Source organism: uncultured Streptococcus sp. (assembly GCF_963545685.1).
Lineage (GTDB): Bacteria > Bacillota > Bacilli > Lactobacillales > Streptococcaceae > Streptococcus.
This window is the reverse complement of sequence record NZ_CAUUKN010000001.1, coordinates 134551-158033: the sequence shown is the minus strand read 5'-3', so window position 1 is coordinate 158033 and position 23483 is coordinate 134551. Positions and strand designations below refer to the sequence as shown.

The following is a 23483-nucleotide window of genomic DNA, read 5'->3' as shown; positions in this document are numbered from 1 at the left end:
ATACAACGCTTCGTGTTATGAACTTTGCCAACGATACAAAAGTTGATCCAACAGGGAAATTGATTGGAGACCCAACTGAGACTGCCCTTGTACAGTTTGGTTTGGACCACAATTTTGAGGTCCGTGAAGTCTTGAAGGATGAACCACGTGTGGCTGAATTGCCATTTGACTCAGACCGCAAGCTTATGTCTACTATTCATAAGGAAGCAGATGGTTCTTACTTTGTAGCCGTTAAGGGTGCACCTGACCAATTGCTCAAACGTGTGACTCGTATTGAAGTCAATGGGGAAGTTCGTCCGATCACAGAAAAAGATAAAAATGCTATCCTTGCAATCAATAAAGACTTGGCTAAACAAGCCCTTCGTGTCTTGATGATGGCTTATAAATACGCGGATGCTGTGCCAACCTTGGAATCTGAAATTGTTGAGTCTGACCTCATCTTCTCTGGCTTGGTCGGCATGATTGACCCTGAGCGCCCAGAAGCTGCAGAAGCTGTCCGTGTCGCTAAGGAAGCTGGTATCCGTCCAATCATGATCACTGGTGACCACCAAGATACAGCGGAAGCAATCGCTAAACGTCTTGGAATCATCGATCCAAATGATACAGAAGATCATGTCTTAACTGGGGCTGAGTTGAATGAACTCACTGATGAAGAATTCCAAAAAGTCTTCAAGCAATACTCAGTGTATGCTCGTGTATCTCCAGAGCACAAGGTTCGTATCGTGAAGGCTTGGCAAAATGACGGTAAGGTTGTTGCCATGACAGGTGATGGGGTCAACGATGCGCCATCTCTTAAGACAGCTGACATCGGTATCGGTATGGGGATTACAGGTACAGAGGTTTCTAAGAGTGCTTCTGATATGGTTCTTGCCGATGATAACTTCGCAACCATTATCGTAGCAGTAGAAGAAGGACGTAAGGTCTTCTCAAATATCCAAAAAACAATTCAATATCTTTTGTCATCTAATACTGCAGAAGTATTGAGTATCTTCCTTGCAACCCTCTTTGGTTGGGATGTATTGGAACCAGTTCACATTCTTTGGCTTAACTTGGTAACAGATACCCTTCCAGCGATGGCTCTTGGTGTTGAGCCAGCTGAACCTGATGTTATGAAGCATAAGCCTCGTGGACGTAACTCAAGCTTTTTCTCAGGTGGTGTCTTGAGATCTATCATCTACCAGGGTATCCTGCAAGCAGCTCTTGTATTGGGTGTATACGGCTATGCCCTTCTCTATCCAGAGCACAGTACTTACGCTGAAATTCACGCAGATGCCTTGACTATGTCTTACTTGACTCTTGGTCTAATCCAGTTGGTACAGGCCTTCAACGTGAAGTCAGTTTACCAATCCATCTTTACAGTTGGTCCGTTCAAGAATAAGCTCTTTAACTGGTCTATCGTAGCTTCCTTCTTGCTCTTGGCAGCAACCTTGACTATTCCAGGCTTTAGTCCCTTCTTCAAGCTTTCAATTTTGACTCCAACTCAATGGTTGGCGCCTATTATTGCTTCAGCCCTCATGATTGTTGTTGTAGAAATTGTAAAATTTGTACAGCGTAAATTGGGCATGGATGAAAAAGCTATTTAAGCATTGAAAAGTCATCTTCGGATGGCTTTTTGTTTTTGTGTAAAGATAAATTGCCAAAGATTTTGTGTTATAATCAAGTATAATGGTAAAGATGGAGGAAAGAGTCTAGGAAAAGAAAATTGTAAAAGATATGTCATTTCTATCGCAGGTATCCCGGTCTGCTAGTCAGGAGGTTCTACCCCTAGCAAAGGGTTTGCAGGATACCCTTTAGGCTAACCGAGAAGCTTGTGTAGGACTAGTAGCCAATATGATTGGAGTGCAAAAACACGTCATTATTTTTAATATCGGAATGATTCCCATGGTCATGTTTAATCCTGTTCTCCAATCCTTTGAAGGTCCTTACAAGTCGGAGGAAGGATGTTCTTGATATCATAGAGTGTTTGGGAACCTCAAGGGCAGTTTTATTATCCAGAATCTAGCGAATATAAAGTTACAGAAAGATAGATTGAAGGTGAGTAGGACTTTGCCTCCTATCCTCCCCATAACGGAGTCCATTTCTAGCCAAGAATTCAGTTGCTTAAGGGACAAATAATTTTGGAAATCCTCATAGGAGCGGCCTTTTTTAGCTTCTTTAGGTATGGGGGAGATTACTTTTTATTCTTTCTTTAAATTTAACGGCTCTGGCAAGACCAATCGGAGCGATAGACAGGTAAGCTTTTCGGATGTGTCGATAGACAGTTGCGGAGCTAACATCGAGGTTATGAGTTTTGAGGATATGATAGATATGTTGTCCCTTCTTAACCCCATCAAAAATGACTTTGTCCATGTCCAAGAAAGTCTGAGAAATAATAGGAGTTCCTTCACGAGCTTCGACAATAATTCGTTCGTATTGTTTTTTAGCTTGTTTAGCGAGGTAGAAGATTTTCAGATAGCCACAATTTTGTCTTCTTTTAGAACTTCCATTACAGACAAAGGGAGCTTTATCGAGCAGAGGGCAAGAAAGGTTATCACAGGTAGACTCTAGGACTCGTCTATTTCGTTTGACTTCTTTGGCTACAGTAGTTGGGTCTTTTAGTATGAATTGTCCAATGGCTTTGAAGGTTTCACCGCGCTCGAAGCCTAATTGGATATCATTGCTATCTGAAAGGGTAAGGTGTTTATGTTTTGTCATAATGGACCTCATTTCTAGTTCAAACGTCTCACACTTAATTCCACCATTAAAATCCGTTTTAGACTAACTTCCACTTTGACCAGCCAAGTGGAAGTTACTTTGAGAAATTCCCCTCTTAGTAATAAGAATGAAGAATAACTGTATGTCAACCCTTGAAAACTTTTGAAATTCTGATATAATAGAGCTACTCAAGGGAGTAGCAGGCGACTTTAATCATGAGATTTGATTAAAGGTTGCGATTATGTCGTCATTACGAAATTTTACATTTCGGGCATATTCTTAAACAGCGAGACCTGTTTTTAATAAAACTGGTCTCTTTTTGTATGATTTTTTATATAAAAAGGGTCTTGTTAGCCATTTTTCCCTATTTAGAAGGAGGAGATTATTTTGTCTAAAGAGCAAAATAAAGACTTATTTTACACACAAACCGCAGAAGAAGTCCTAAAAAACTTGGACACTTCCGTTGATGGTTTGTCTACTGCACAAGCCAAGGAACGATTGGATGCCTATGGCTATAACGAGTTGGATGAAGGTGAAAAACGCAGCCTCTTATCAAAATTCATCGACCAGTTTAAAGATTTAATGATTATTATCTTGCTTGTCGCTGCTGCCCTTTCTGTCATTACAGAAGGTATGCATGGTTTGACGGATGCCTGCATTATTTTAGCCGTTGTTGTTTTGAATGCGGCCTTTGGTGTTTATCAAGAGGGACAAGCCGAAGCGGCTATTGAAGCTCTTAAAAACATGTCAAGTCCAATGGCTCGTGTGCGTCGTGATGGCAATGTGGTTGAAATTGATTCACGTGAATTGGTTCCTGGAGACATTGTTTTGCTTGAAGCAGGTGATGTTGTTCCAGCAGATATGCGTTTGCTCGAAGCTGCCTCACTTAAGATTGAAGAAGCTGCCCTTACCGGTGAATCCGTTCCAGTTGAAAAAGATATTACCGAAACGGTTGAAGCAGAAGCCGGAATTGGCGACCGTGTGAATATGGGTTACCAAAACTCAAACGTTACTTACGGTCGTGGTACTGGAGTAGTAACAAATACTGGTATGTATACTGAAGTTGGTAAGATTGCTGATATGCTAGCTAATGCGGACGAATCACAAACACCGTTGAAGCAAAGCTTGGAGCAATTGTCTAAGACTTTGACTTACCTTATTATTGCTATTGCCTTGGTGACATTCTTGGTTAGTGTATTCATTCGTGGCGAACAGCCCCTTGAAGGTTTGATGGTTGCCGTTGCTCTTGCAGTTGCAGCTATTCCTGAAGGTTTACCTGCCATTGTAACCATTCTCTTGTCACTTGGAACAACGACTCTTGCAAAACGCAATTCGATTGTTCGTAAATTGCCAGCAGTTGAAACCCTAGGTTCAACTGAAATTATCGCATCTGATAAGACTGGTACCTTAACGATGAACCAGATGACTGTTGAAAAAGTCTATACAAACGGTCAATTGCAAAGCGCTGATACAGAACTTGGTGCTGATAATACGACTCTTCGTATTATGAACTTTGCTAATGATACGAAGGTGGATCCAGATGGAAAATTAATCGGGGACCCAACGGAAACAGCTCTTGTACAGTTTGGTTTGGATCACAATTTTGATGTTCGTGAAGTCTTGAAATCAGAGCCTCGTGTGGCAGAGTTGCCATTTGACTCTGACCGTAAGCTCATGTCTACTATCCATAAGGAAGCTGATGGTTCTTACTTTGTAGCCGTTAAGGGTGCACCTGACCAATTGCTCAAACGTGTGACTCGTATTGAAGTCAATGGTGAGATTCGTCCGATCACAGATGAAGACAAACAAGCTATCCTTGCAATCAATAAAGACTTAGCAAAACAAGCCCTTCGTGTCTTGATGATGGCTTATAAGACAACGAGTGAAATTCCGACTTTGGAATCTGAAGTTGTTGAGTCTGATTTGATTTTCTCTGGTTTGGTAGGGATGATTGACCCTGAGCGTCCTGAAGCAGCAGAAGCTGTCCGTGTCGCTAAAGAAGCAGGAATCCGTCCTATCATGATCACGGGTGACCACCAAGATACAGCGGAAGCTATTGCTAAACGTCTTGGAATCATCGATCCAAATGATACAGAAGACCATGTCTTCACAGGTGCTGAGTTGAATGAACTCACTGATGAAGAATTCCAAAAAGTCTTCAAGCAATACTCAGTGTATGCTCGTGTATCTCCAGAGCACAAGGTTCGTATCGTGAAGGCTTGGCAAAATGACGGTAAGGTTGTTGCCATGACAGGTGATGGGGTCAACGATGCGCCATCTCTTAAGACAGCTGACATCGGTATCGGTATGGGGATTACAGGTACAGAGGTTTCTAAGGGTGCTTCTGATATGGTCCTTGCCGATGATAACTTTGCGACAATTATCGTTGCTGTAGAAGAAGGACGTAAGGTCTTCTCAAATATCCAAAAATCAATTCAGTACCTCTTGTCAGCCAACATGGCCGAAGTCTTTATTATCTTCTTTGCTACATTATTTGGATGGGATGTGCTTCAACCAGTACACCTTCTCTGGATTAACCTAGTAACGGATACCCTTCCAGCCATCGCTCTTGGCGTTGAGCCAGCTGAACCAGGTATTATGACTCACAAACCTCGTGGACGTCAATCAAACTTCTTTGATGGTGGTGTCTTTGGTGCTATCATGTATCAAGGTATTTTCCAAACTATCCTGGTTCTTGGAGTATATGGTTGGGGCCTTGTTTTCCCAGAGCATCACACACAAGCAGAAATTCACGCAGATGCCCTTACAATGGCCTTTGCAACACTTGGTTTGATTCAATTGCTTCACGCGTTTAACGTTAAGTCTGTTTATCAATCGGTCTTTAAAGTTGGCCTCTTTAGAAATAAGACATTTAACTGGGCAATTCCAGTCGCCTTTGTTCTTCTGATGGCAACTATCGTGGTTCCTGGATTTAATGACCTTTTCCATGTGTCACACCTAAGCTCTACACAATGGCTTGCAGTTATTGTAGGTTCCTTCTTGATTGTGGTTTTGGTTGAATTAGTTAAAGCTATTCAACGTGCCCTTGGTAAGGATAAAGACGCTATTTAAGACATAAAGTCAGAGATTATGCTCTCTGGCTTTTTCTTATAAGCTATTGAATTCATTAGCTGTCTTGTTTATAATTGAAGGGAACTATCACAAGTTAAGGAGAGGGCCATGAACGAGACCATTAAGACACAACTCAATCACCGTAGTATTCGTCAGTTTAAACCTGTGGCTTTGTCACAGGAAGAAATTGACCTTCTGGTTGATGTTGCCAGGCATACATCAACGAGTAATTTTAGACAGGCTTATTCAATTATTAGCATTACTGATTCAAAATTGAAGGAACAAATTGCAGAAATTGCTAATCAACCTTACATTCCAAACGCAGGCCACCTCTTTGTATTTGTTGTGGACCAAAGACGTAATACCTTGATTGCAGAAGCTAAGGGAGCTAAGGCTTTGGTACAAGGTAGCCCCGAACGCTTTATCTCGGCCTTCTCGGATGCTATGATTGCTGCTCAAAATATGGTGGTGGCTGCTGAGAGTTTAGGTATGGGAGCTGTTTTTTTAGGAAGTATTTTGAATGACAATGCTAAGCTCTCAGAGCTTCTCAAACTTCCAAAGTATGTCTATCCAGCAGTTGGTTTGGCAGTTGGTTGGCCAGATCAGGAGCCACAGCTGAAACCCCGTTTGCCACGTCACGTCATCCATATGGAAAATTATTATCAGGATTTGGAAAATCCACTGGAAGAACTCAAAGACTACGATGCTGACGTTCATGAGTATTATGACCTTCGTGATCTCAATAACAGAGTTGATGAATTTACGACTCAGATTGCAAAGACCATGGACAAATCTGTTGCCAATCGTGCTAATACCTTGAAGGATCTTCAAAAGCAGGGATTTTTCATCGACTAAAAAACGACTCTTCAAAGAGCCGTTCTATAAATCGAATAATGTCATAGATGAAAGGAACTCATTTGCTAGTTCCTTTTTTTCGTAATCTAAAAACTCCGACCGTTTCTTGACTAGGTTGTAACGTTTGGAGAGGTTCCATGTTCCGGTAGGATTGAGTTCAGGGTGATTGGATACATAGTCAATGGTTAAATCCCATTCTCGTCGGTATCCAAGAGGACGCGAGTGATAGGTCACACCGTCAATCGTTACCGTCCCATAACTTCTGTGGGCATGACCAAAAACAACATCTTTAACGCCGTGCTTGACGAAAATCTGATGGAATTGTTCAGAACCTAAAAAAGCATTAAAAGGTTTAAACCGCTCATGAGTCATGGTGAAACGACTGTGGGGGACAAAATGCATGGCAACTATAAGCTTGCTAGTGTCTAAATCATTTAGAATATTGTCTAGCCTTTTGAGACTATTCTGACAGATTTCTGGATCAGTACCCAATCGCTTGAGGCGTCTATCGAACCAGAGTTGCTTCTTACGTTTGAGAATCTTATCCAACTCTTCATCAGAATAGGAATAATCATACCATCCATGAAAGGCCAATAATGTCTGGCTACCTAAATCAATCACCTGAAAATCAAGCTTATCAATAAGGTCATCCTCTAAATCAAGCATATCATGATTGCCTAAATTATAGGTGACCTTGACCTCCTTAGAAAGTTTTCGTAGAAAAGGTTTCGTGTCGATATAGTAATGGTTAGAAATATCACCAGCGATATGGAGGTGGGTGACCTCCTGAACTTTTAGACACTTTATAAGAGTATCAATTTCATATGTCTCAAAGTGATTTAAATCAATATGTAAATCACTCATTACTGCAAGTCTTGTCATAGAAACATTGTAACAAAAAGCTCAAGCCTTGTCTCTATATGAAGATGGAGAAAAATACTTGCCCTAGGGCTAGATTTTCATTATGATAAGAATATGGATATCAAGTTAGAAATACAAAAGATGGCCAAGGAAATTGGCATTTCAAAAATTGGTTTTACAACCGCCGATGATTTCGCCTATCTGGAAAAATCCCTTCGACTTGGTGTCGAAGAAGGGCGAACGACAGGATTTGAGCATAAAAATATTGAAGAGCGTATTTATCCCAAATTGACCTTGGAATCGGCTAAAACCATTATTTCCATTGCAGTGGCCTATCCTCATAAGTTGCCGCAACAACCCCAAAAAACAGAATATAAGCGCGGCAAAATCACCCCAAATTCATGGGGCCTAGATTATCACTATGTTTTGCAGGACAAACTGAAACGCCTGGCAGAAGGTATTGAAAAACTAACGGAAAACTTCGAATATAAAGGTATGGTGGATACTGGGGCCTTGGTCGATACAGCAGTGGCCAAGCGAGCTGGAATAGGCTTTATCGGGAAGAATGGACTCGTTATCTCGAAAGAATACGGGTCATACATGTATCTTGGCGAGCTCATCACAAATCTAGAGATTGAACCAGACCAAGAAGTTGACTATGGTTGTGGGGATTGCCGTCGTTGTCTGGATGCCTGTCCGACATCTTGTCTCATTGGTGATGGTACTATGAATGCTCGTCGTTGTCTATCCTTCCAAACCCAAGATAAGGGGATGATGGATATAAAGTTTCGAAAGAAGATAAAGACTGTTATCTATGGTTGTGACATTTGTCAGATTTCCTGCCCATATAACAGAGGTATCGACAATCCCTTGGCTTCAGACATTGATCCTGAGCTTGCTATGCCTGAATTGCTCCCATTTCTGGAGCTGACAAATAAGTCTTTTAAGGAGACATTTGGGATGATTGCTGGTTCCTGGCGAGGGAAGAATATTCTTCAACGTAATGCCATTATTGCCTTGGCTAACCTACATGATCGCAATGCTATTGTCAAACTGATGGAGATTATTGATAAGAATAATAATCCCATCCATACGGCGACTGCCATTTGGGCTCTCGGTGAGATTGTTAAGAAGCCCGATGAGGCTATGTTAGACTATATGAGGGAACTGTCACCTAAGGATGAAGACTCCCAAGCAGAGTGGGAGCTTGTGTGTGCAAAATGGCAAATTTAAGTGATTTATGCTAGAATTAAACATAATACTATAAAATGGAGGAAACCTATCCATGGAAGTGGCAGAAATTCGCCAAAAAATCTCTGAAAATCAAGAGAAGCTCGTGAGCTTCGGGAGGTCTCTTTGACTTAGATCGTTTGGAAGAGGACATTGCGCTTCTTGAAAACCGAATGACTGAGCCAGATTTTTGGAATGATAATATTGCAGCTCAAAAGACCTCACAGGAGTTAAATGAGCTCAAAATGAAATACGAAACTTTCAACAACATGAAAGAGCTCTCTGATGAGACAGAACTTTATTTGGAAATGTTGGAAGAAGATGATAGTGTTCAAGAGGAACTCGAAGAAACGCTCGAAAAACTTGATAAGATTATGACAAGTTACGAGATGACGCTACTCTTGTCTGAGCCATATGACCATAACAATGCCATTCTTGAAATTCATCCAGGATCTGGTGGAACTGAAGCTCAGGACTGGGCAGATATGTTACTCCGTATGTACCAGCGTTATGGAAATGCTAAAGGGTTCAAGGTTGAAACATTGGATTATCAGGCTGGTGATGAGGCTGGAATCAAATCTGTAACCCTTGCTTTTGAGGGACCTAATGCCTATGGATTCCTCAAGTCAGAAATGGGTGTCCATCGTTTGGTTCGTATCTCACCATTTGATTCTGCTAAGCGTCGTCACACTTCATTTACATCAGTGGAAGTCATGCCTGAATTGGATGATACCATTGAAGTTGAGATTCGTGATGATGATATCAAGATGGATACTTTCCGCTCAGGTGGTGCAGGTGGTCAGAACGTCAATAAAGTTTCTACCGGTGTGCGTTTGACTCACATTCCAACAGGTATTGTTGTAGCTTCTACGGTTGACCGTACACAATACGGAAACCGTGACCGTGCTATGAAGATGCTTCAAGCAAAGCTCTATCAAATGGAGCAAGAAAAGAAAGCAGAAGAAGTGAATGCTTTGAAAGGTGATAAGAAAGAAATCACTTGGGGAAGCCAAATTCGCTCATATGTTTTCACCCCATATACCATGGTTAAAGATCACCGTACAGGTTATGAAGTTGCCCAAGTTGATAAAGTAATGGATGGGGATATTGAAGGTTTCATCGATGCCTACCTCAAGTGGCGTATGGAAGAATAGTAAAAACATACTATTTTAAAGTATTAAGATACTCTATCTCAATGAAAGGAAGACTTTCAGCTATTTTAATAGTTGAATACTGATATTATGGCTCTTATTGAATTAAAAGACGTTACGAAGAAGTATGATAAGTCAACAACAGCCCTTAGACATATTGATCTATCTGTCAACTCAGGGGAGTTCGTTTACTTGGTCGGTCCTTCTGGTGCAGGTAAATCAAGTCTAATTCGCTTGTTCTACCAAGAAGAAAAATTGACGAGTGGTTCTATGAAGGTTGGGGAGTTTGATTTAACTCGTCTTCGTAAGAAAGATGTACCACTCTTGCGACGTTCTATTGGAGTTGTTTTCCAGGATTATAAACTTCTACCAAAGAAAACAGCTTTTGAAAATGTTGCCTATGCCATGGAAGTTATTGGTGAGAAACCTCGCCATATCAAAAAACGTGTGGCAGAAGTTCTCGAGTTGGTTGGTCTCAAACACAAGATGCGTTCATTCCCAAATCAATTGTCTGGTGGTGAACAACAACGTGTCGCTATTGCGCGTGCCATTGTTAACAATCCAAAAGTTTTGATTGCAGATGAACCAACAGGGAACTTAGACCCAGAGATTTCTTGGGAAATTATGCAGGTTCTTGAACGAATTAACATACAAGGGACTACCATTTTAATGGCAACCCATAACTCAACTATCGTTAATAATCTTCGACATCGTGTCGTAGCGATTGAAGAAGGACGTATTGTTCGTGATGAAGAGGAAGGAGAGTACGGTTACCATGATTAGAGGCTTTTTCCGTCACTTAGGAGAATCTATTAAAAACCTCAAGCGTAATTTATTGTCGACACTTACGGCAGTATTTTCGGTTATGATTGTCCTTTCGCTTTTAGGTGTATTTGGTTCTGTTATTCTTAACACGCAAAAATTGGCTTCAGATATTGAAAAGAATATTCAGGTTAATGTTTACTTGGATCCAGATTCAGCAGATGCTTCAGAAACAGTCAAGGATCTTTCTGGACAAATCGTTGCCAATAAGGACTACCATAAAATTTATAATGCTTTGACTAAAATCAAAGGTGTAGAAAAGGTTACTTTCTCAAGCAAAGAAGAACAAAAGAAGCAACTTATTGAAACAATGGGTTCAAGTTTTGAGACAGCTACTGGGGATGCCAACCCTTTATCAGATGTATACATCGTTCAAACTAAATCACCAGATGATGTTAGTCGTGTTGCCAAGGAAGCAAAAGCCATTCAGGGCGTTGATAATGCTAACTATGGTGGATCAGATACCGAAATTTTAATGGCGACTATGAAACGTGTTCAATTTTGGGGGATCATTGCTACAGCTCTCTTAACTATTGTAGCTGTTCTATTGATTTCAAATACCATCCGTATTACCATTATGTCACGTGCGACTGAAATTCAAATCATGCGTTTGGTAGGGGCGAAAAACTCATACATTCGTCGTCCTTACTTGATGGAGGGAGCTTGGATTGGAGCACTTGGTGCTATCATCCCATCTGGCCTTATTTACCTTTTGTATCACATGGTTTACTCAACCTTAAATCCTGATTTTGTTAAAGCTGGTATTTCTATGTATGATGCAGACTGGTTTGTCTATGCAGTCATTGGAACCCTCTTCGCAGTCGGTATTATTATCGGTTCGATTGGGTCACGTATGGCAATGCGCCGTTATTTGAAATATTAAAGAAGTCAAGGGAGAACCAATTTGGTTCTCTTTTTGCTTGTCAAGAGAATTAAAAAAAGCAGATATCCAACTATATCTCAAAATCGTCTGCTCAAAGTCCAAAATCAATCATAGATTTGGTATAATGTTTAAAAAACATTGGAAAAGAGAGACATTATGACAAAGTTAGCTACCATTTGTTATATTGACAATGGAAAGGAGCTTTTGCTCCTACATCGTAATAAAAAGCCTAATGATGTTCATGAAGGAAAGTGGATTTCCGTTGGGGGAAAACTAGAAGCGGGAGAAACGCCTGACGAATGTGCTCGTCGTGAAATTTTCGAGGAAACTCATTTGACAGTAAAGGAGATGGACTTCAAAGGTATGATTACCTTTCCTGAATTTACACCGGGCCACGATTGGTATACCTATGTCTTTAAGGTGACTGATTTTGAAGGAAAACTCATTTCTGATGAGGAATCTCGTGAAGGGACACTTGAATGGGTGCCATATGACCAGGTTTTAACTAAGCCAACCTGGGAAGGTGACTATGAGATTTTTAAGTGGATTCTTGAAGATAAACCTTTCTTCTCTGCGAAATTTAGCTACGATCGTAATCAGAACTTGGTAGATAAAGCTGTAACTTTTTATGATAAATAAGGAGGAACTATGAGCCGTAAAAAGACAGAAAAATTTTCAGAAACATGGTTTTTTAAGTGGATTTTGAATAATCAGGCGGTAGTGGCCTTTCTAATCTTATTCTTGATTGGTTTGACGATCTTGATTTTTACCAAAATTAGTCCAATTTTTTCACCAGTTGTTCAATTTCTGACCATTATCATGTTGCCACTGGTTATTTCCATGCTCCTTTATTATTTGATAAAACCTTTGGTGATGTTAGTCGAAAAAACTGGTTTAAACCGAACCATGTCTATCTTGGTTATCTATGCTATTCTCGCCTTGCTCTTAGTTTGGGGAATTTCGACGGCTATTCCTAACTTACAAGATCAAATTTTGATTTTGATTAGAAATACACCATCATACATTGCTCGGGCAAATAGTGAAACAGAACGTTGGTTGAAACTTCCTATTCTTTCCAATTTTCATGGAGATCTAGAGACCATGCTCAGTGATTTTTCAGCGAGAATGGTCAATTATGCTGAGAATTTTTCTACTTCAGCTCTGACTTGGATCGGTACCTTTGCTAGCACAGTAGCAAGAGTAACAATTGCTATCATATTGGCACCATTCATTCTTTTTTATCTCTTAAGAGACAGTCAAAAGATGAAACATAGCTTTGTCTCAGCTTTACCGACACGTTTTCGTGCAACGACTGTCCGTATGCTTTCAGATATCAATAATCAACTTGAAGGTTATGTTCAAGGTCAAGTGACAGTAGCGATTGTCGTGGCAATTATGTTCTGTATCATGTTCAAGATTGTTGGGCTTCGTTATGGCATGATTTTTGGTATTTTAGCGGGATTTCTAAACATGATTCCCTATCTTGGAAGCTTTCTAGCTATGGTACCCGTTGTTATTATGGGATTGGTTCAAGGTCCTGCTATGCTAATCAAGGTCCTCATCATTTTTGTTATCGAGCAAACTATTGAAGGACGTTTTGTTTCTCCACTTGTTTTGGGAAATAAACTAAGCATTCACCCTATTACCATTATGTTCATTCTTTTGACAGCAGGTTCTCTTTACGGTGTTTGGGGAGTTTTATTGGGTATTCCAATTTACGCTTCTATCAAGGTTGTTGTTAGGGAGATTTTTGATTGGTACCGTTCTGTAAGTAATCTTTACCAAGATGACAATGAAAATGAAGGACAAAAAGACGATGTTAAATAGTGAAAAGATGATTGCCTCTATCGGAAAACAAGATTTAGACCATGCGGATAAATATTTTAAAAAAGCTTTAAATGAGGACCCATCAGAGGTTCTTGTTGAGTTAGCCGAATATTTGGAGTCTATTGGCTTTTTACCACAAGCACAGGAAATTTACGAAAAAGTTCGTTTTGCTTTTCCTGAGGTCAATGTTAATCTAGCACAAATTGCAGCCGAAGATGGCGATATTGAAGAAGCGTTTCTCTATTTAGATGCTATTCCTGAGGAGTCTGAGGACTATTTGTCTGCTTTAATTGTAAAGGCAGACCTCTACCAAATGGAGGGGTTAACGGATGTAGCGCGTGACAAGTTGTTGGAGGCAAGTCGATTATCAGATGACTCATTGATTATTTTTGGCTTGGCTGAGATGGAGTTTGAACTCGGAAACTTTGAGCAAGCCATTCAATACTATGCTAAACTAGATAATCGTGATTTCCTTGCCACAACTGGTGTTTCTACTTATGAACGCATCGGTAAGTCTTATGCCAGTCTTGGTAAATTTGAAGCTGCTCGTGAATTTTTGGAAAAAGCCATTGAAATTGAATACGACGATACCATTGCTTTTGAATTAGCCACTTTGCTATACGATCAAGAAGAATATCAAAAAGCTAATTTTTACTTCAAGCAGATAGAAACCATGTCTGCCGATTTTGCAGGATATGAGTATATTTACGCCTTATCGCTTCACGCTGAAAATCGAACAGAAGAAGCTTTACGTATAGCGCAGCAAGGAATTTCAAAGAATGCTTTTGATGTTCAATTACTTTTGTTAGCATCACAGTTATCCTATGAGTTACATGACACTCAGTCAGCTGAATCCTATTTGAAGCAGGCTTTACCACTAGCGGAAGATAAAGACGAAATCGTCTTACGGTTAAGTTCTCTTTATTTGGAAGAAGAACGTTTCGATGATCTTGTAGCTTTAGCTGATTACGAGGTTGATTCTGTTTTGGCTCGTTGGAACATCGCCAGGGCTTATCAAGCACTTGATGATGAAGAAGAAGCCTTTCGAATCTATCAAGATTTGTCTAAAGATTTGGCTGAAAATCCTGAATTCTTACAGGATTATGCTTTTATTCTAAGAGAATTTGGTTACAGAGACCAGGCGCGTCTAACAGCAGAAAAATACCTTGCCATGGTGCCAGACGATGCCAATATGCAAACGTTTCTTGAAGATTACTAAGCATTAAAACACTTTAAGTGGTGGTTTAAAGAGAGGGAGAGGAGTGCTAAGCTTGCTCAACCCCCTCTTTTTTTATTTCGCTATTTATGTTATGATTTTATTAGAACCCATAAGGAGTAAATATGGTTAAGAGAGATTTAATTCGAAATATTATCATAGCAGTTCTTGTCATTGTAGTGATTTTATTGTTAAGAGCTTTTGTGTTCTCAACACACCGTGTAACTGAAGGTCAGGCAAATGACTATATTCATGCGGGTGATTATGTTACTTTCAATAAAAATGTTGAACCGCAGAATAAGGATTTTATCTTGTATACGGTTAATGGTAAGGAATACATCGGCCGTGTCATTGCGGATGAAGGTAAGAGTGTAACAGCTATGGATGATTTTCTTTATATTAATGATAATCCAGTTGAAGAAACCTATATCAGCAAAGATAAGTCTGCTTATTTAGCAACAGTTTCACCTGGGAATTTTTTCACAGATGATTTTTCAATTGCAACATTGACTGATAATAAGCAAACCAAGATCAAGAAGGGGCAGTACCTTGTACTGAACGATAATCGTCGTAATACTGAAGATAGTCGTAAGTTTGGTCTTATTGAAAAAGATCAAATCAAGGGAGTTATCTCTTTCAGATTGTACCCACTATCTCGCTTCGGTTTTGTTGATGTTGATTAATATTTCAATACTACTAAAAAAGCTAGGAACTATTGATAAGTTTCTAGCTTTTTTGCGTATAGATAGGTGATAGTTTATTTTATGACACTAATCGTTAAATGGTTTTAAAATGAATTAGCATAAATTTGAAGGAGAAAAAGAAATTTATATGCAAGCAAAATCTTATTTCGGATTTAAGAAAAGTAAGGCATATGGACTGTGTGGGGTTATGCTGACTACCCTATTGTTAGGAACTTACGGTTTGACAGTAGGAGCAGATGAAGTAAGACCAGGAACAATTGACGCAGGCTCTTTAAGTCAGGAATCGATAGAGAATAGAGCAAACTCAAGCTCTACGGGAATTTTAAATCCCGACTTGGCAAGGAAAGATGACAAACAAACGTTAGAAGCGAATATTGGAAATAATGCTAATACATTAAATAAGGAATCTTCATTTTATGATGATGGTGAAAAGCTGTCAGAATCAATTTACCCTACTCAGGAACAGAAGACAGAAGTAGCTGTTCTGACTAATAGTTATGTCACGACAAGTTCCTATCAAGAGACAGATGATGCTAGCGAAACTAATCAAAATCAAAGTCGTTTTCTAAGTGCTATTAAGCAAGGTGCCATAGATGGAGCCAAGGAAGGAGTTCTCCCTTCTATTACGGCAGCTCAAGCTATCCTAGAAAGTGGTTGGGGGACCTCAAGTCTTGCTAAGTCTCCTAACCACAATCTTTTTGGTATTAAGAATTCAGAGGACTGGATTGGAGAAACCGTAACTGTGCCTACTCAGGAATATGTTAGTGGTGAATTTATCACAGTTAATGCGACTTTTCGAAAATATGCTTCCTGGAATGACAGTGTTGTAGATCATGCAAAATTTTTTACGGGTACTGAGTGGCGAAAAAACAATTATCGAAAAGTTGTCAATGAAATAGATTACCATATTGCGGCTCAGGAACTTAAAAATGCAGGTTATGCAACAGATCCAAATTATGCAGAAAAACTTATTCGTTTGATTGAAACATACAAGTTGTATGAATGGGATGAAATGAGCCGTAATTCCATCTCTACCGTAGATAATGAGGAAGTAGTGAGTCAGGATCCTAAAGCCGACCTTGCCATCACTGGTCTCAACAATGCTACTGGTAGCTATGATCTTGTCATTTCAAATTTAGTTGCACCACGTGGCTTTAAGGAAGTCCTAGTTCCAACCTGGTCAGAAAAGAATGGTCAAGATGATATCATTTGGTACAAGGCAGCTAGACAAGCCAATGGAGACTATAGGGTGACCGTTCGCTCAAGCAACCATAAGGGAGATAGCGGAGTCTATAACTCTCATGTCTATTTGGTTGATAATGATGGTAAATTCATTGGACTAGGTGGCAAACAAGCGACACTAGATACCACTAAGACCCAAGGCACTCTAACCATCGCAAACAATGATAAAAATCGAGGAACTTTTGATGTCGTCATCACCAACCTCACGAATCCAAGTGGTATTTCAGGTGTCCTTATCCCTGTCTGGTCTGAGCAAAATGGTCAAGATGATCTTGTTTGGCATAATGCTACAAAACAAGAGGATGGTTCCTACAAGGTGACTATTTCAGCTAGTCAGCACAAATGGAATTCAGGCAAGTACATCGTTCATGGTTATATTGTAGATGCTTCAGGTAAGAATATCGGCTTTGGGGCAACTTCAGCTGATGTGGTAGCCCCTAAGAAAATCGGTTCGGCATCAAGAGGAAACTACGATGTTTTGAATAAGATTGTCTATCTAGATGCTGGCCATGGAGGCTATGATCCGGGTGCGTCGTACTTTGGTATTTCTGAAAAGAGCTTGACCTTGGCTATCCAAGATCGCGTTAAGGCTAAGCTAGAAGCGGAAGGCTATCAAGTTGTGACCACACGTACTAGTGATACCTATGTTGATTTGACAGATCGCTCTCGTGCAGCAAATGCTTCTGAATCAGATATCTTCGTAAGTATCCACATCAATGCCTCAGGTAGTTCAGCAGCACAGGGAATCGAGACCTACTATTACCAACCATATGCAGAATACCCATCACGAATTAATGCGACCTATCATGCCAATCCAACTCGTTTGAGCATGAGTGACACCTTGGCTAATGCCATCCAGTCTAGTCTTATTAATGCGACAGGAGCACAGAATCAGGGTGTAAAACGTCAAACCTTTGCGGTCTTGCGTGAAACAACAGCACCGGCAGTTCTCCTTGAACTTGGATTCTTGTCAAATCCACAAGAAGCAGCTCGCTTGAATAGCTCTGCTTACCAAGAGACTTTAGCTAACGCAATTGTGGCAGGGATTAAGGCTTATTACGAAAAAGAATTTAAAGTTTAAGTTATACGGTTAACCCATCAATATGATGGGTTTTTATGCTATAATTGAGATAAATAGTAAATACAATAAAAGGAGCGCTTATGGCCTACGATTTACTCTTAGAGCGTTTTCTACGCTATGTCAAAATTAATACACGTAGTGATGAAAATGCAACAAGAACGCCAACAACACAAAGCCAGGTAGATTTTGCTTTGAATATTCTAAAACCAGAATTGGAAGAACTAGGTTTAAGTAACATTCATTACTTGGAAAGTAATGGTTACCTAGTGGCAACCCTGCCGGCTAACGATGACCAATTAACACGTAAGATTGGTTTCATCTCTCATATGGATACTGCAGATTTTAATGCTGAAGGAGTATCACCCCAAGTTATTGAATCCTATGAAGGAGGCATTATTCCTCTTGGAACTTCAGGATATAACCTAGATCCAGCTGATTTTCCAAATCTCCAAAATTACATCGGTCAGACACTTATTACGACAGATGGTACCACTCTTCTTGGAGCTGATGATAAGTCTGGTATTGCTGAGATTATGACAGCATTGGCTTATTTGAAGGCTCATCCTGAAATCAAACATTGTGAGATTCGTGTAGGTTTTGGTCCTGATGAAGAAATTGGAATTGGTGCAGATAAGTTTGATGTTGATGATTTTGATGTCGATTTTGCCTACACTGTTGACGGTGGCCCATTGGGGGAATTACAGTATGAAACTTTTTCTGCCGCGGGTGCCGAGCTGACCTTTCATGGCCGTAATGTCCACCCTGGAACAGCAAAAGGTCAGATGGTCAATGCTTTGCAATTGGCAATTGATTTTCATAATCAGTTACCAGCACAAGATCGTCCAGAGTTGACTGATGGTTATCAAGGTTTCAACCATCTTCAAACAATGACTGGTACTGTTGAAGAAGCAAAATCCTCATATATCATTCGTGATTTTGAGACAGAGTCTTTTGAAAATCGGAAAGCAACTTTCCAAGAGATTGCCGATAGAATGAATCAAGCCTACGGTCAAAAGCGAGTTGATTTGGTGATTAAAGATCAATACTATAATATGCGTCAAGTCATTGAAAAAGATATGACGTCTGTTGAGTTGGCTAAGGCAGTTATGGAGGAGCTTGGTATTACTCCAGTCATCGAGCCAATTCGTGGTGGAACAGATGGTTCAAAGATATCTTTCATGGGAATTCCAACGCCAAACCTTTTTGCTGGTGGTGAAAATATGCATGGTCGTTATGAGTACGTTTCTTTGCAAACAATGGAAAAAGCTGTAGATGTTATTCTTGGAATTGTCAGTAAACCTTAATTGTGCTTGCTAAAAACTGATTTTATGGTAAAATTAGAAGTAATGGAGGTGCTGAGATGATTAAAATTTTCGGCAAGTATCGTTACCATTGGCAACCCGAATTATCTTGGCTTATCATTTATTGGTCTTTAGCCATCACGCCAATCTTTATTGCAGCGGCCCTTCTGTTCGAGTTGTACTCGGTACCCTCACATATTTTGATGCTTTTCACTATTTTTGTTGCTTTATTTGGTTTAGGGTTCCATCGTTACTTTATTATTGAAGATCATGGAATACTGCGTATTGTTTCTTTCAATATTTTTAAACCACGTAAGGTGCAGATTAGTGACATTGAAAAAGTGGAAGTTATCAAAACTGGCTTGTGCCTCATTTTTAAAAATGGAAAGAAACGTCAGTTTTATATGAGAAAGTGGCCTAAGAAATATTTCTTAGATGCTTTAGCGCTTCATCCTGATTTCAAAGGTGAAGTAGAACTAATGGATCATATGACTAATTTTGATTATTTTGCCTTTTATGAGGAATCAAAAAAAGCCCTTAAGCTTAAACTTCGCAAGAAAGGGCTTTAGTTGGACATGACTTGACAGCTATCAAGGTGTCGGGGCTATCTTCAACGATTAGACTGAGTTGATCGCTATCTTTAAACCTAACGATTCCTTCGTCATCATAATCAAAGACGGGAGAGTAGGTTTGACACAAACCACAAGCGATACATTTTTCTGGAATTAATGATACTTTCATAGTATTATTTTAAAATAGATTTATTGTTTTTACAAGGAGAAGATCATGAGTAAAAAACCATGGGAAGATAAGGTTTCTGACGAAGAGTTGGAAGAAGTAGTTGATGCTGATTTTCTAGATGATGAAGATGAGCTTGAGGATTTTGAAGAAGAGGAAAGCACTCCTTCAGATGAGAAGCAAGAAAAAGGTGGCTTTATTAATTCGTCATTCTTGACAGTCTTGCTTGGTTTGTTCTTTATTATTGTTGTATGTATTTTGTTCTTTGTTTTCTACACATCAAATGTTGGAGGAAGCAAAACTGCAGCGTCTAAGGAATCTTCAGGTTTCTCTTCAACTTCAACTAGCAAAGTTGTTGAATCTTCATCAAGCGAAAAAGATTCAAGTAAGGATGAAGATAGCGAGAAATCATCATCAACGAAAACATCAAACTCTTCTAAAAATGTTGAAAAAGACAGTGCAACTGAGTCAGCTGAAACAACACCATCGAGTGCTACAGCAGCAACTGACGGTTCGACAATCGTTGTTCAATCTGGTGAAGGTGCCGGTTCTATCGCAGCTCGTGCCGGTATCTCTGTAGATGAGTTGGAACGTCTGAATCCAGACCACATGACAAATGGTTACTGGTATGCCAACCCAGGAGATGTTGTTAACGTTCAATAATTTAAAAGCAAAGGAACATCATGAAAGATATTAGAATTGCTATTGATGGTCCTGCGTCAAGTGGAAAAAGTACAGTAGCCAAGATTATTGCAAAAAATCTTGGCTATACTTATCTTGATACAGGTGCTATGTATCGTTCTGCAACTTATCTAGCCTTGCAGAATGGTTTGACTGAGGAAAATGTACCAGAAATTTTAGATCAACTCTCACAACACCCTATTTCATTTGGAAAAGCGGCAGATGGTAGTCCACAAGTTTATGTTGGTGATGTTGATATTACAGACCCAATCCGTGATAACCAAGTTACAAATAACGTTTCTTGGGTAGCGGCTATTCCTGAGGTACGCAAAGAACTCGTTTCGCAACAACAGCGTATTGCTCAGGAAGGTGGTATCATCATGGATGGTCGTGATATTGGTACAGTGGTTTTACCTGATGCAGAACTCAAGATTTTCTTGATTGCTTCTGTTGATGAACGTGCAGAACGACGTTATAAGGAAAATATTGAAAAAGGTATTCCTGCTGATTTTGAGACACTAAAAAAAGAAATTGCTGAACGTGATTATAAGGATAGTCATCGTGAGGTATCACCTCTTAGACCAGCTGAAGATGCCATCACTTTTGATACTACAGGTGTGTCTATTGATGGTGTTGTGAAATTTATTCAAGAAAAAGCAAAAAAAATTATTGACAAAGGATGACTCACTTGTTATACTAAGAACAATGAGAAAAGCAGAAGTGAGAACTTCTCGCCTTGCGACTTAGGTTGTCTGGCCCAACATGTCAAATCCTAAAAGGGATATTATGTGTGCGGGCTTGTATATCAAGTCCGCTTTGTTTTTCTCTAAAAAAATAAAGAGGTGAAGATCATAGCTAAGAAAGATCTATTCATTAATGATGAAATTCGCGTTCGTGAAGTTCGTCTTGTTGGTCTTGATGGTGAACAATTGGGAATTAAACCATTGTCAGAAGCGCAAGCTATTGCAGATGATGCAAATGTTGACTTGGTTCTTATCCAACCACAAGCTACGCCACCTGTAGCGAAGATTATGGACTATGGTAAGTTCAAATTTGAGTATCAAAAGAAACAAAAAGAACAACGTAAGAAACAAAGCGTTGTTACCGTTAAGGAAGTTCGTTTGAGCCCAGTTATTGATAAAGGTGACTTTGAAACAAAACTTCGTAACGGCCGTAAATTCCTTGAAAAAGGAAACAAGGTTAAAGTTTCTATCCGGTTCAAAGGTCGTATGATTACTCATAAAGAAATCGGAGCTAAGGTATTGGCGGAATTTGCTGAAAAAACACAAGATATTGCGATTATTGAGCAAAGAGCTAAGATGGATGGACGTCAAATGTTCATGCAACTTGCACCAATTCCTGACAAAAAATAATTGTCAAACTAACACTATTTTAAGAGGAGAATTTTAAAATGCCAAAACAAAAAACACACCGCGCATCAGCTAAACGTTTCAAACGTACAGGTTCTGGTGGACTTAAACGTTTCCGTGCTTACACTTCTCACCGTTTCCACGGAAAAACTAAGAAACAACGTCGTCATCTTCGTAAAGCATCTATGGTGCATGCAGGAGATTTCAAACGTATCAAAGCAATGCTTACTCGCTTGAAATAATCGCGTATTTGTAAGTAAAGAATTCTAGGAAATATTGGAGGAAATATAAATGGCACGTGTTAAAGGTGGCGTTGTATCACGCAAACGTCGTAAACGTATTCTTAAATTAGCTAAAGGTTACTATGGAGCTAAACACATCTTGTTCCGTACTGCAAAAGAACAAGTAATGAACTCTTACTACTATGCATACCGTGACCGTCGTCAAAAGAAACGTGATTTCCGTAAACTTTGGATCACACGTATCAATGCGGCAGCTCGTTTGAACGATTTGTCATACTCACAATTGATGCACGGTTTGAAATTGGCTGAAATTGAAGTTAACCGTAAAATGCTTGCTGATTTGGCAGTTAACGATGCAGCAGCTTTCTCAGCTCTTGCAGATGCAGCTAAAGCAAAACTTGGTAAATAGAAATAAAGATGGGTTTTACCCATTTTTTTTTATGGAGGCAAATATGATTCGTTTGGCAAAGAAAGAAGATATTCCAAGACTACAGGAACTTCTAGAGCAAATCCTAATAGTTCATCATCAAGCTCGTCCTGATATTTTTAAAGCAGAAGGTAGTAAATTTACGGATAAAGAGTTAGAAGCAGTAATAGGGGATACTAATAAACCTGTATTTGTCTATGAAGATGAGAATGGTATGATCTTGGGGCATCTCTTCTTGATGATTAAAGAAGTATCTGAAAATGATGGTCCTCAAAAACCTGTTAAGACTCTCTTCATTGATGATCTTTGCGTTGATGAAAAAGCTCGTGGACAAAAATTAGGAGAGAAACTTTATCAGTTTGCTTTGGATTATGCGAAGCAACTTGGTTGTTACAATCTAACGCTTCACGTATGGGATGATAACAAAGGTGCTCTACGTTTTTATGAGCGTTTGGGAATGAAACCGAGATATACAGAAATGGAAACTATCCTAAAATAATATGTTTTAATTTACTAGTAGTTGGTCCAATGTCACGTTTTATTTTGGAAAACTCCAGAAACCATTTCCTGGTGAAGAAGTCGTTGAGAATTTTGAAGGCGCTGACGAATTACCAACTATTCTCTAAGTTTTGAATTGGAGATAGTCTCCAGTTTTTTATATCAAAAAGCAGCCACGGATGTGACTGCTTTTTGATGATTAGTTTTTCTTTTTCATTTCACCGTGTGGGTAGTAAGTCCCTTCTGGCATATCGTTAATGAAAACATGGATAGCTTCCTTAGGAGCTTTTGCAACACGTGATACAACTTCAGTAACTTCGCGAGCAAGTTCAATCTTTTGTTCTTCTGAACGACCTTCAAAGAGATCAATTTTTACAAATGGCATAATGCATCTCCTTAGTTTTGATAGTCCTATTATAGCATTAATTAAGAGAATATTCTAAAGTTTTTGGAAATTCTTGAAATAATGCTAGACTATGATTTGTTTTGAAAGTGGTGGGTGTCTTGTGATGTTAGAAAACAGTTTGAGTTTTTAATTTGGAATATTTAAAGAGATGAAAACTCTTACTAAAAATGGTAAAATAGTGC

Annotated in this window: 23 protein-coding genes, 2 pseudogenes and 1 other annotated feature; of the genes and pseudogenes, 21 read left to right on the top strand and 4 right to left on the bottom strand. The window is 39.4% G+C overall.

Going from position 1 to position 23483, the window contains the following annotated elements; translation table 11 throughout:
- Together RWZ99_RS00685 and RWZ99_RS00680 are read left to right on the top strand one after the other, a co-directional pair.
- Positions 1 to 1583: cation-transporting P-type ATPase (locus RWZ99_RS00685; RefSeq protein WP_314675752.1), on the top strand; the 1583-nt coding region annotated here is incomplete at its 5' end.
- A 130-nt stretch (positions 1584 to 1713) separates the two neighbouring features.
- Positions 1714 to 1944, top strand: a pseudogene (locus RWZ99_RS00680) (peptide deformylase); the annotation flags it as partial.
- On the opposite strand, the pseudogene RWZ99_RS00675 reads toward RWZ99_RS00680, so the two are convergent.
- Positions 1919 to 2694: pseudogene (locus tag RWZ99_RS00675) on the bottom strand (helix-turn-helix domain-containing protein); the annotation flags it as partial. The pseudogenes RWZ99_RS00680 and RWZ99_RS00675 overlap by 26 nt on opposite strands.
- A 387-nt stretch (positions 2695 to 3081) precedes the next feature.
- Between RWZ99_RS00675 and RWZ99_RS00670 the strand changes: the two are divergent.
- Together RWZ99_RS00670 and RWZ99_RS00665 are read left to right on the top strand one after the other, a co-directional pair.
- Positions 3082 to 5766, top strand: a complete 2685-nt coding sequence (locus RWZ99_RS00670) for a cation-translocating P-type ATPase (RefSeq protein ID WP_314675751.1) — start codon at positions 3082 to 3084, stop codon at positions 5764 to 5766.
- A 108-nt stretch (positions 5767 to 5874) separates the two neighbouring features.
- The gene (locus tag RWZ99_RS00665; protein ID WP_314675750.1) at positions 5875 to 6621 is read left to right on the top strand and encodes an NADPH-dependent oxidoreductase; all 747 of its coding nucleotides are present in this window, start codon (positions 5875 to 5877) and stop codon (positions 6619 to 6621) included.
- Positions 6622 to 6645: 24 nt separating this feature from the next.
- On the opposite strand, the gene RWZ99_RS00660 is transcribed toward RWZ99_RS00665, so the two are convergent.
- A complete protein-coding gene (locus RWZ99_RS00660) occupies positions 6646 to 7503 on the bottom strand; it encodes a metallophosphoesterase (protein ID WP_314675749.1) in 858 nt (285 codons plus the stop codon).
- 93 nt (positions 7504 to 7596) lie between these two features.
- Between RWZ99_RS00660 and queG the strand changes: the two genes are divergently transcribed.
- The 11 genes from queG to RWZ99_RS00605 all read left to right on the top strand — a co-directional run bounded on the left by queG (position 7597) and on the right by RWZ99_RS00605 (position 19508).
- Positions 7597 to 8715, top strand: a complete 1119-nt coding sequence (queG, locus tag RWZ99_RS00655; RefSeq protein ID WP_314675748.1) for a tRNA epoxyqueuosine(34) reductase QueG — start codon at positions 7597 to 7599, stop codon at positions 8713 to 8715.
- 52 nt (positions 8716 to 8767) lie between these two features.
- Positions 8768 to 9866, top strand: a protein-coding gene (gene prfB / locus RWZ99_RS00650) for a peptide chain release factor 2 (protein ID WP_314675747.1) whose coding sequence is annotated in 2 segments (ribosomal slippage) — positions 8768 to 8839 and positions 8841 to 9866 — 1098 coding nt in all. Because the reading frame shifts where the segments join, the coding sequence is not laid out codon by codon here.
- A gap of 87 nt (positions 9867 to 9953) precedes the next feature.
- Positions 9954 to 10646 (top strand): cell division ATP-binding protein FtsE, encoded by a 693-nt coding sequence (gene ftsE / locus RWZ99_RS00645; protein ID WP_314675757.1) that lies wholly within the window; start codon positions 9954 to 9956, stop codon positions 10644 to 10646.
- On the top strand, positions 10639 to 11568 hold the full coding sequence (ftsX, locus tag RWZ99_RS00640) for a permease-like cell division protein FtsX (protein ID WP_314675746.1): 930 nt from the start codon (positions 10639 to 10641) through the stop codon (positions 11566 to 11568). Before ftsE ends, ftsX begins: the two co-directional genes overlap by 8 nt.
- A gap of 156 nt (positions 11569 to 11724) precedes the next feature.
- Positions 11725 to 12207, top strand: a complete 483-nt coding sequence (locus tag RWZ99_RS00635; protein ID WP_314675745.1) for an 8-oxo-dGTP diphosphatase — start codon at positions 11725 to 11727, stop codon at positions 12205 to 12207.
- Between the two features lie 9 nt (positions 12208 to 12216).
- Positions 12217 to 13395, top strand: a complete 1179-nt coding sequence (locus RWZ99_RS00630; RefSeq protein ID WP_314675743.1) for an AI-2E family transporter — start codon at positions 12217 to 12219, stop codon at positions 13393 to 13395.
- A complete protein-coding gene (locus tag RWZ99_RS00625) occupies positions 13385 to 14614 on the top strand; it encodes a tetratricopeptide repeat protein (protein WP_314675742.1) in 1230 nt (409 codons plus the stop codon). Before RWZ99_RS00630 ends, RWZ99_RS00625 begins: the two co-directional genes overlap by 11 nt.
- 122 nt (positions 14615 to 14736) lie before the next feature.
- Positions 14737 to 15294 carry a signal peptidase I gene (gene lepB / locus RWZ99_RS00620; RefSeq protein WP_314675741.1) on the top strand — a complete coding sequence of 186 codons (558 nt, stop codon included), beginning with the start codon at positions 14737 to 14739 and terminating at the stop codon, positions 15292 to 15294.
- A gap of 148 nt (positions 15295 to 15442) precedes the next feature.
- Complete coding sequence (locus RWZ99_RS00615; protein ID WP_314675739.1) at positions 15443 to 17638, top strand: GBS Bsp-like repeat-containing protein; 2196 nt, start codon at positions 15443 to 15445, stop codon at positions 17636 to 17638.
- An 80-nt stretch (positions 17639 to 17718) separates the two neighbouring features.
- Positions 17719 to 18942, top strand: coding sequence for a peptidase T (gene pepT, locus RWZ99_RS00610; protein WP_314675738.1), 1224 nt, complete (start codon positions 17719 to 17721; stop codon positions 18940 to 18942).
- Positions 18943 to 18998: 56 nt separating this feature from the next.
- Entirely contained in the window at positions 18999 to 19508 is a 510-nt protein-coding gene (locus tag RWZ99_RS00605; RefSeq protein ID WP_314675737.1) for an EbsA family protein, read from the top strand.
- On the opposite strand, the gene RWZ99_RS00600 is transcribed toward RWZ99_RS00605, so the two are convergent.
- Positions 19483 to 19680: a ferredoxin gene (locus RWZ99_RS00600; protein WP_314675736.1), complete on the bottom strand. Its 198-nt coding sequence runs from the start codon at positions 19678 to 19680 to the stop codon at positions 19483 to 19485. The genes RWZ99_RS00605 and RWZ99_RS00600 overlap by 26 nt on opposite strands.
- Positions 19681 to 19725: 45 nt before the next feature.
- Between RWZ99_RS00600 and RWZ99_RS00595 the strand changes: the two genes are divergently transcribed.
- From RWZ99_RS00595 to RWZ99_RS00570, 6 genes are all read left to right on the top strand, one after another.
- Positions 19726 to 20340 carry an SAG1386/EF1546 family surface-associated protein gene (locus RWZ99_RS00595; protein WP_314675735.1) on the top strand — a complete coding sequence of 205 codons (615 nt, stop codon included), beginning with the start codon at positions 19726 to 19728 and terminating at the stop codon, positions 20338 to 20340.
- Positions 20341 to 20360: 20 nt separating this feature from the next.
- A complete protein-coding gene (cmk, locus tag RWZ99_RS00590) occupies positions 20361 to 21041 on the top strand; it encodes a (d)CMP kinase (protein WP_314675733.1) in 681 nt (226 codons plus the stop codon).
- 23 nt (positions 21042 to 21064) lie between these two features.
- Positions 21065 to 21187: a sequence feature (ribosomal protein L20 leader region), on the top strand.
- Between the two features lie 13 nt (positions 21188 to 21200).
- Positions 21201 to 21731: a translation initiation factor IF-3 gene (gene infC / locus RWZ99_RS00585; RefSeq protein WP_002885108.1), complete on the top strand. Its 531-nt coding sequence runs from the start codon at positions 21201 to 21203 to the stop codon at positions 21729 to 21731.
- A gap of 38 nt (positions 21732 to 21769) precedes the next feature.
- The gene (rpmI, locus tag RWZ99_RS00580) at positions 21770 to 21970 is read left to right on the top strand and encodes a 50S ribosomal protein L35 (protein WP_003003453.1); all 201 of its coding nucleotides are present in this window, start codon (positions 21770 to 21772) and stop codon (positions 21968 to 21970) included.
- Between the two features lie 49 nt (positions 21971 to 22019).
- Positions 22020 to 22379: a 50S ribosomal protein L20 gene (gene rplT / locus RWZ99_RS00575; RefSeq protein ID WP_314675731.1), complete on the top strand. Its 360-nt coding sequence runs from the start codon at positions 22020 to 22022 to the stop codon at positions 22377 to 22379.
- A gap of 43 nt (positions 22380 to 22422) precedes the next feature.
- On the top strand, positions 22423 to 22896 hold the full coding sequence (locus tag RWZ99_RS00570) for a GNAT family N-acetyltransferase (RefSeq protein WP_314675730.1): 474 nt from the start codon (positions 22423 to 22425) through the stop codon (positions 22894 to 22896).
- A gap of 198 nt (positions 22897 to 23094) precedes the next feature.
- On the opposite strand, the gene RWZ99_RS00565 is transcribed toward RWZ99_RS00570, so the two are convergent.
- Positions 23095 to 23280: a 4-oxalocrotonate tautomerase gene (locus tag RWZ99_RS00565; protein WP_002950885.1), complete on the bottom strand. Its 186-nt coding sequence runs from the start codon at positions 23278 to 23280 to the stop codon at positions 23095 to 23097.
- Positions 23281 to 23483: the final 203 nt, after the last annotated feature.

Bases quoted from the DNA above. Each gene is read 5' to 3' on its own strand.
- lepB (WP_314675741.1), top strand. From the start codon at position 14,737: ATGGTTAAGAGAGATTTAATTCGAAATATTATCATAGCAGTTCTTGTC.
- rplT (WP_314675731.1), top strand. From the start codon at position 22,020: ATGGCACGTGTTAAAGGTGGCGTTGTATCACGCAAACGTCGTAAACGT.
- ftsX (WP_314675746.1), top strand. From the start codon at position 10,639: ATGATTAGAGGCTTTTTCCGTCACTTAGGAGAATCTATTAAAAACCTC.
- RWZ99_RS00605 (WP_314675737.1), top strand. From the start codon at position 18,999: ATGATTAAAATTTTCGGCAAGTATCGTTACCATTGGCAACCCGAATTA.
- pepT (WP_314675738.1), top strand. From the start codon at position 17,719: ATGGCCTACGATTTACTCTTAGAGCGTTTTCTACGCTATGTCAAAATT.
- RWZ99_RS00615 (WP_314675739.1), top strand. From the start codon at position 15,443: ATGCAAGCAAAATCTTATTTCGGATTTAAGAAAAGTAAGGCATATGGA.
- RWZ99_RS00570 (WP_314675730.1), top strand. From the start codon at position 22,423: ATGATTCGTTTGGCAAAGAAAGAAGATATTCCAAGACTACAGGAACTT.
- cmk (WP_314675733.1), top strand. From the start codon at position 20,361: ATGAAAGATATTAGAATTGCTATTGATGGTCCTGCGTCAAGTGGAAAA.
- RWZ99_RS00595 (WP_314675735.1), top strand. From the start codon at position 19,726: ATGAGTAAAAAACCATGGGAAGATAAGGTTTCTGACGAAGAGTTGGAA.
- RWZ99_RS00565 (WP_002950885.1), bottom strand. From the start codon at position 23,280: ATGCCATTTGTAAAAATTGATCTCTTTGAAGGTCGTTCAGAAGAACAA.
- rpmI (WP_003003453.1), top strand. From the start codon at position 21,770: ATGCCAAAACAAAAAACACACCGCGCATCAGCTAAACGTTTCAAACGT.
- RWZ99_RS00665 (WP_314675750.1), top strand. From the start codon at position 5,875: ATGAACGAGACCATTAAGACACAACTCAATCACCGTAGTATTCGTCAG.
- ftsE (WP_314675757.1), top strand. From the start codon at position 9,954: ATGGCTCTTATTGAATTAAAAGACGTTACGAAGAAGTATGATAAGTCA.
- RWZ99_RS00625 (WP_314675742.1), top strand. From the start codon at position 13,385: ATGTTAAATAGTGAAAAGATGATTGCCTCTATCGGAAAACAAGATTTA.
- RWZ99_RS00600 (WP_314675736.1), bottom strand. From the start codon at position 19,680: ATGAAAGTATCATTAATTCCAGAAAAATGTATCGCTTGTGGTTTGTGT.
- RWZ99_RS00635 (WP_314675745.1), top strand. From the start codon at position 11,725: ATGACAAAGTTAGCTACCATTTGTTATATTGACAATGGAAAGGAGCTT.
- RWZ99_RS00660 (WP_314675749.1), bottom strand. From the start codon at position 7,503: ATGACAAGACTTGCAGTAATGAGTGATTTACATATTGATTTAAATCAC.
- queG (WP_314675748.1), top strand. From the start codon at position 7,597: ATGGATATCAAGTTAGAAATACAAAAGATGGCCAAGGAAATTGGCATT.
- RWZ99_RS00630 (WP_314675743.1), top strand. From the start codon at position 12,217: ATGAGCCGTAAAAAGACAGAAAAATTTTCAGAAACATGGTTTTTTAAG.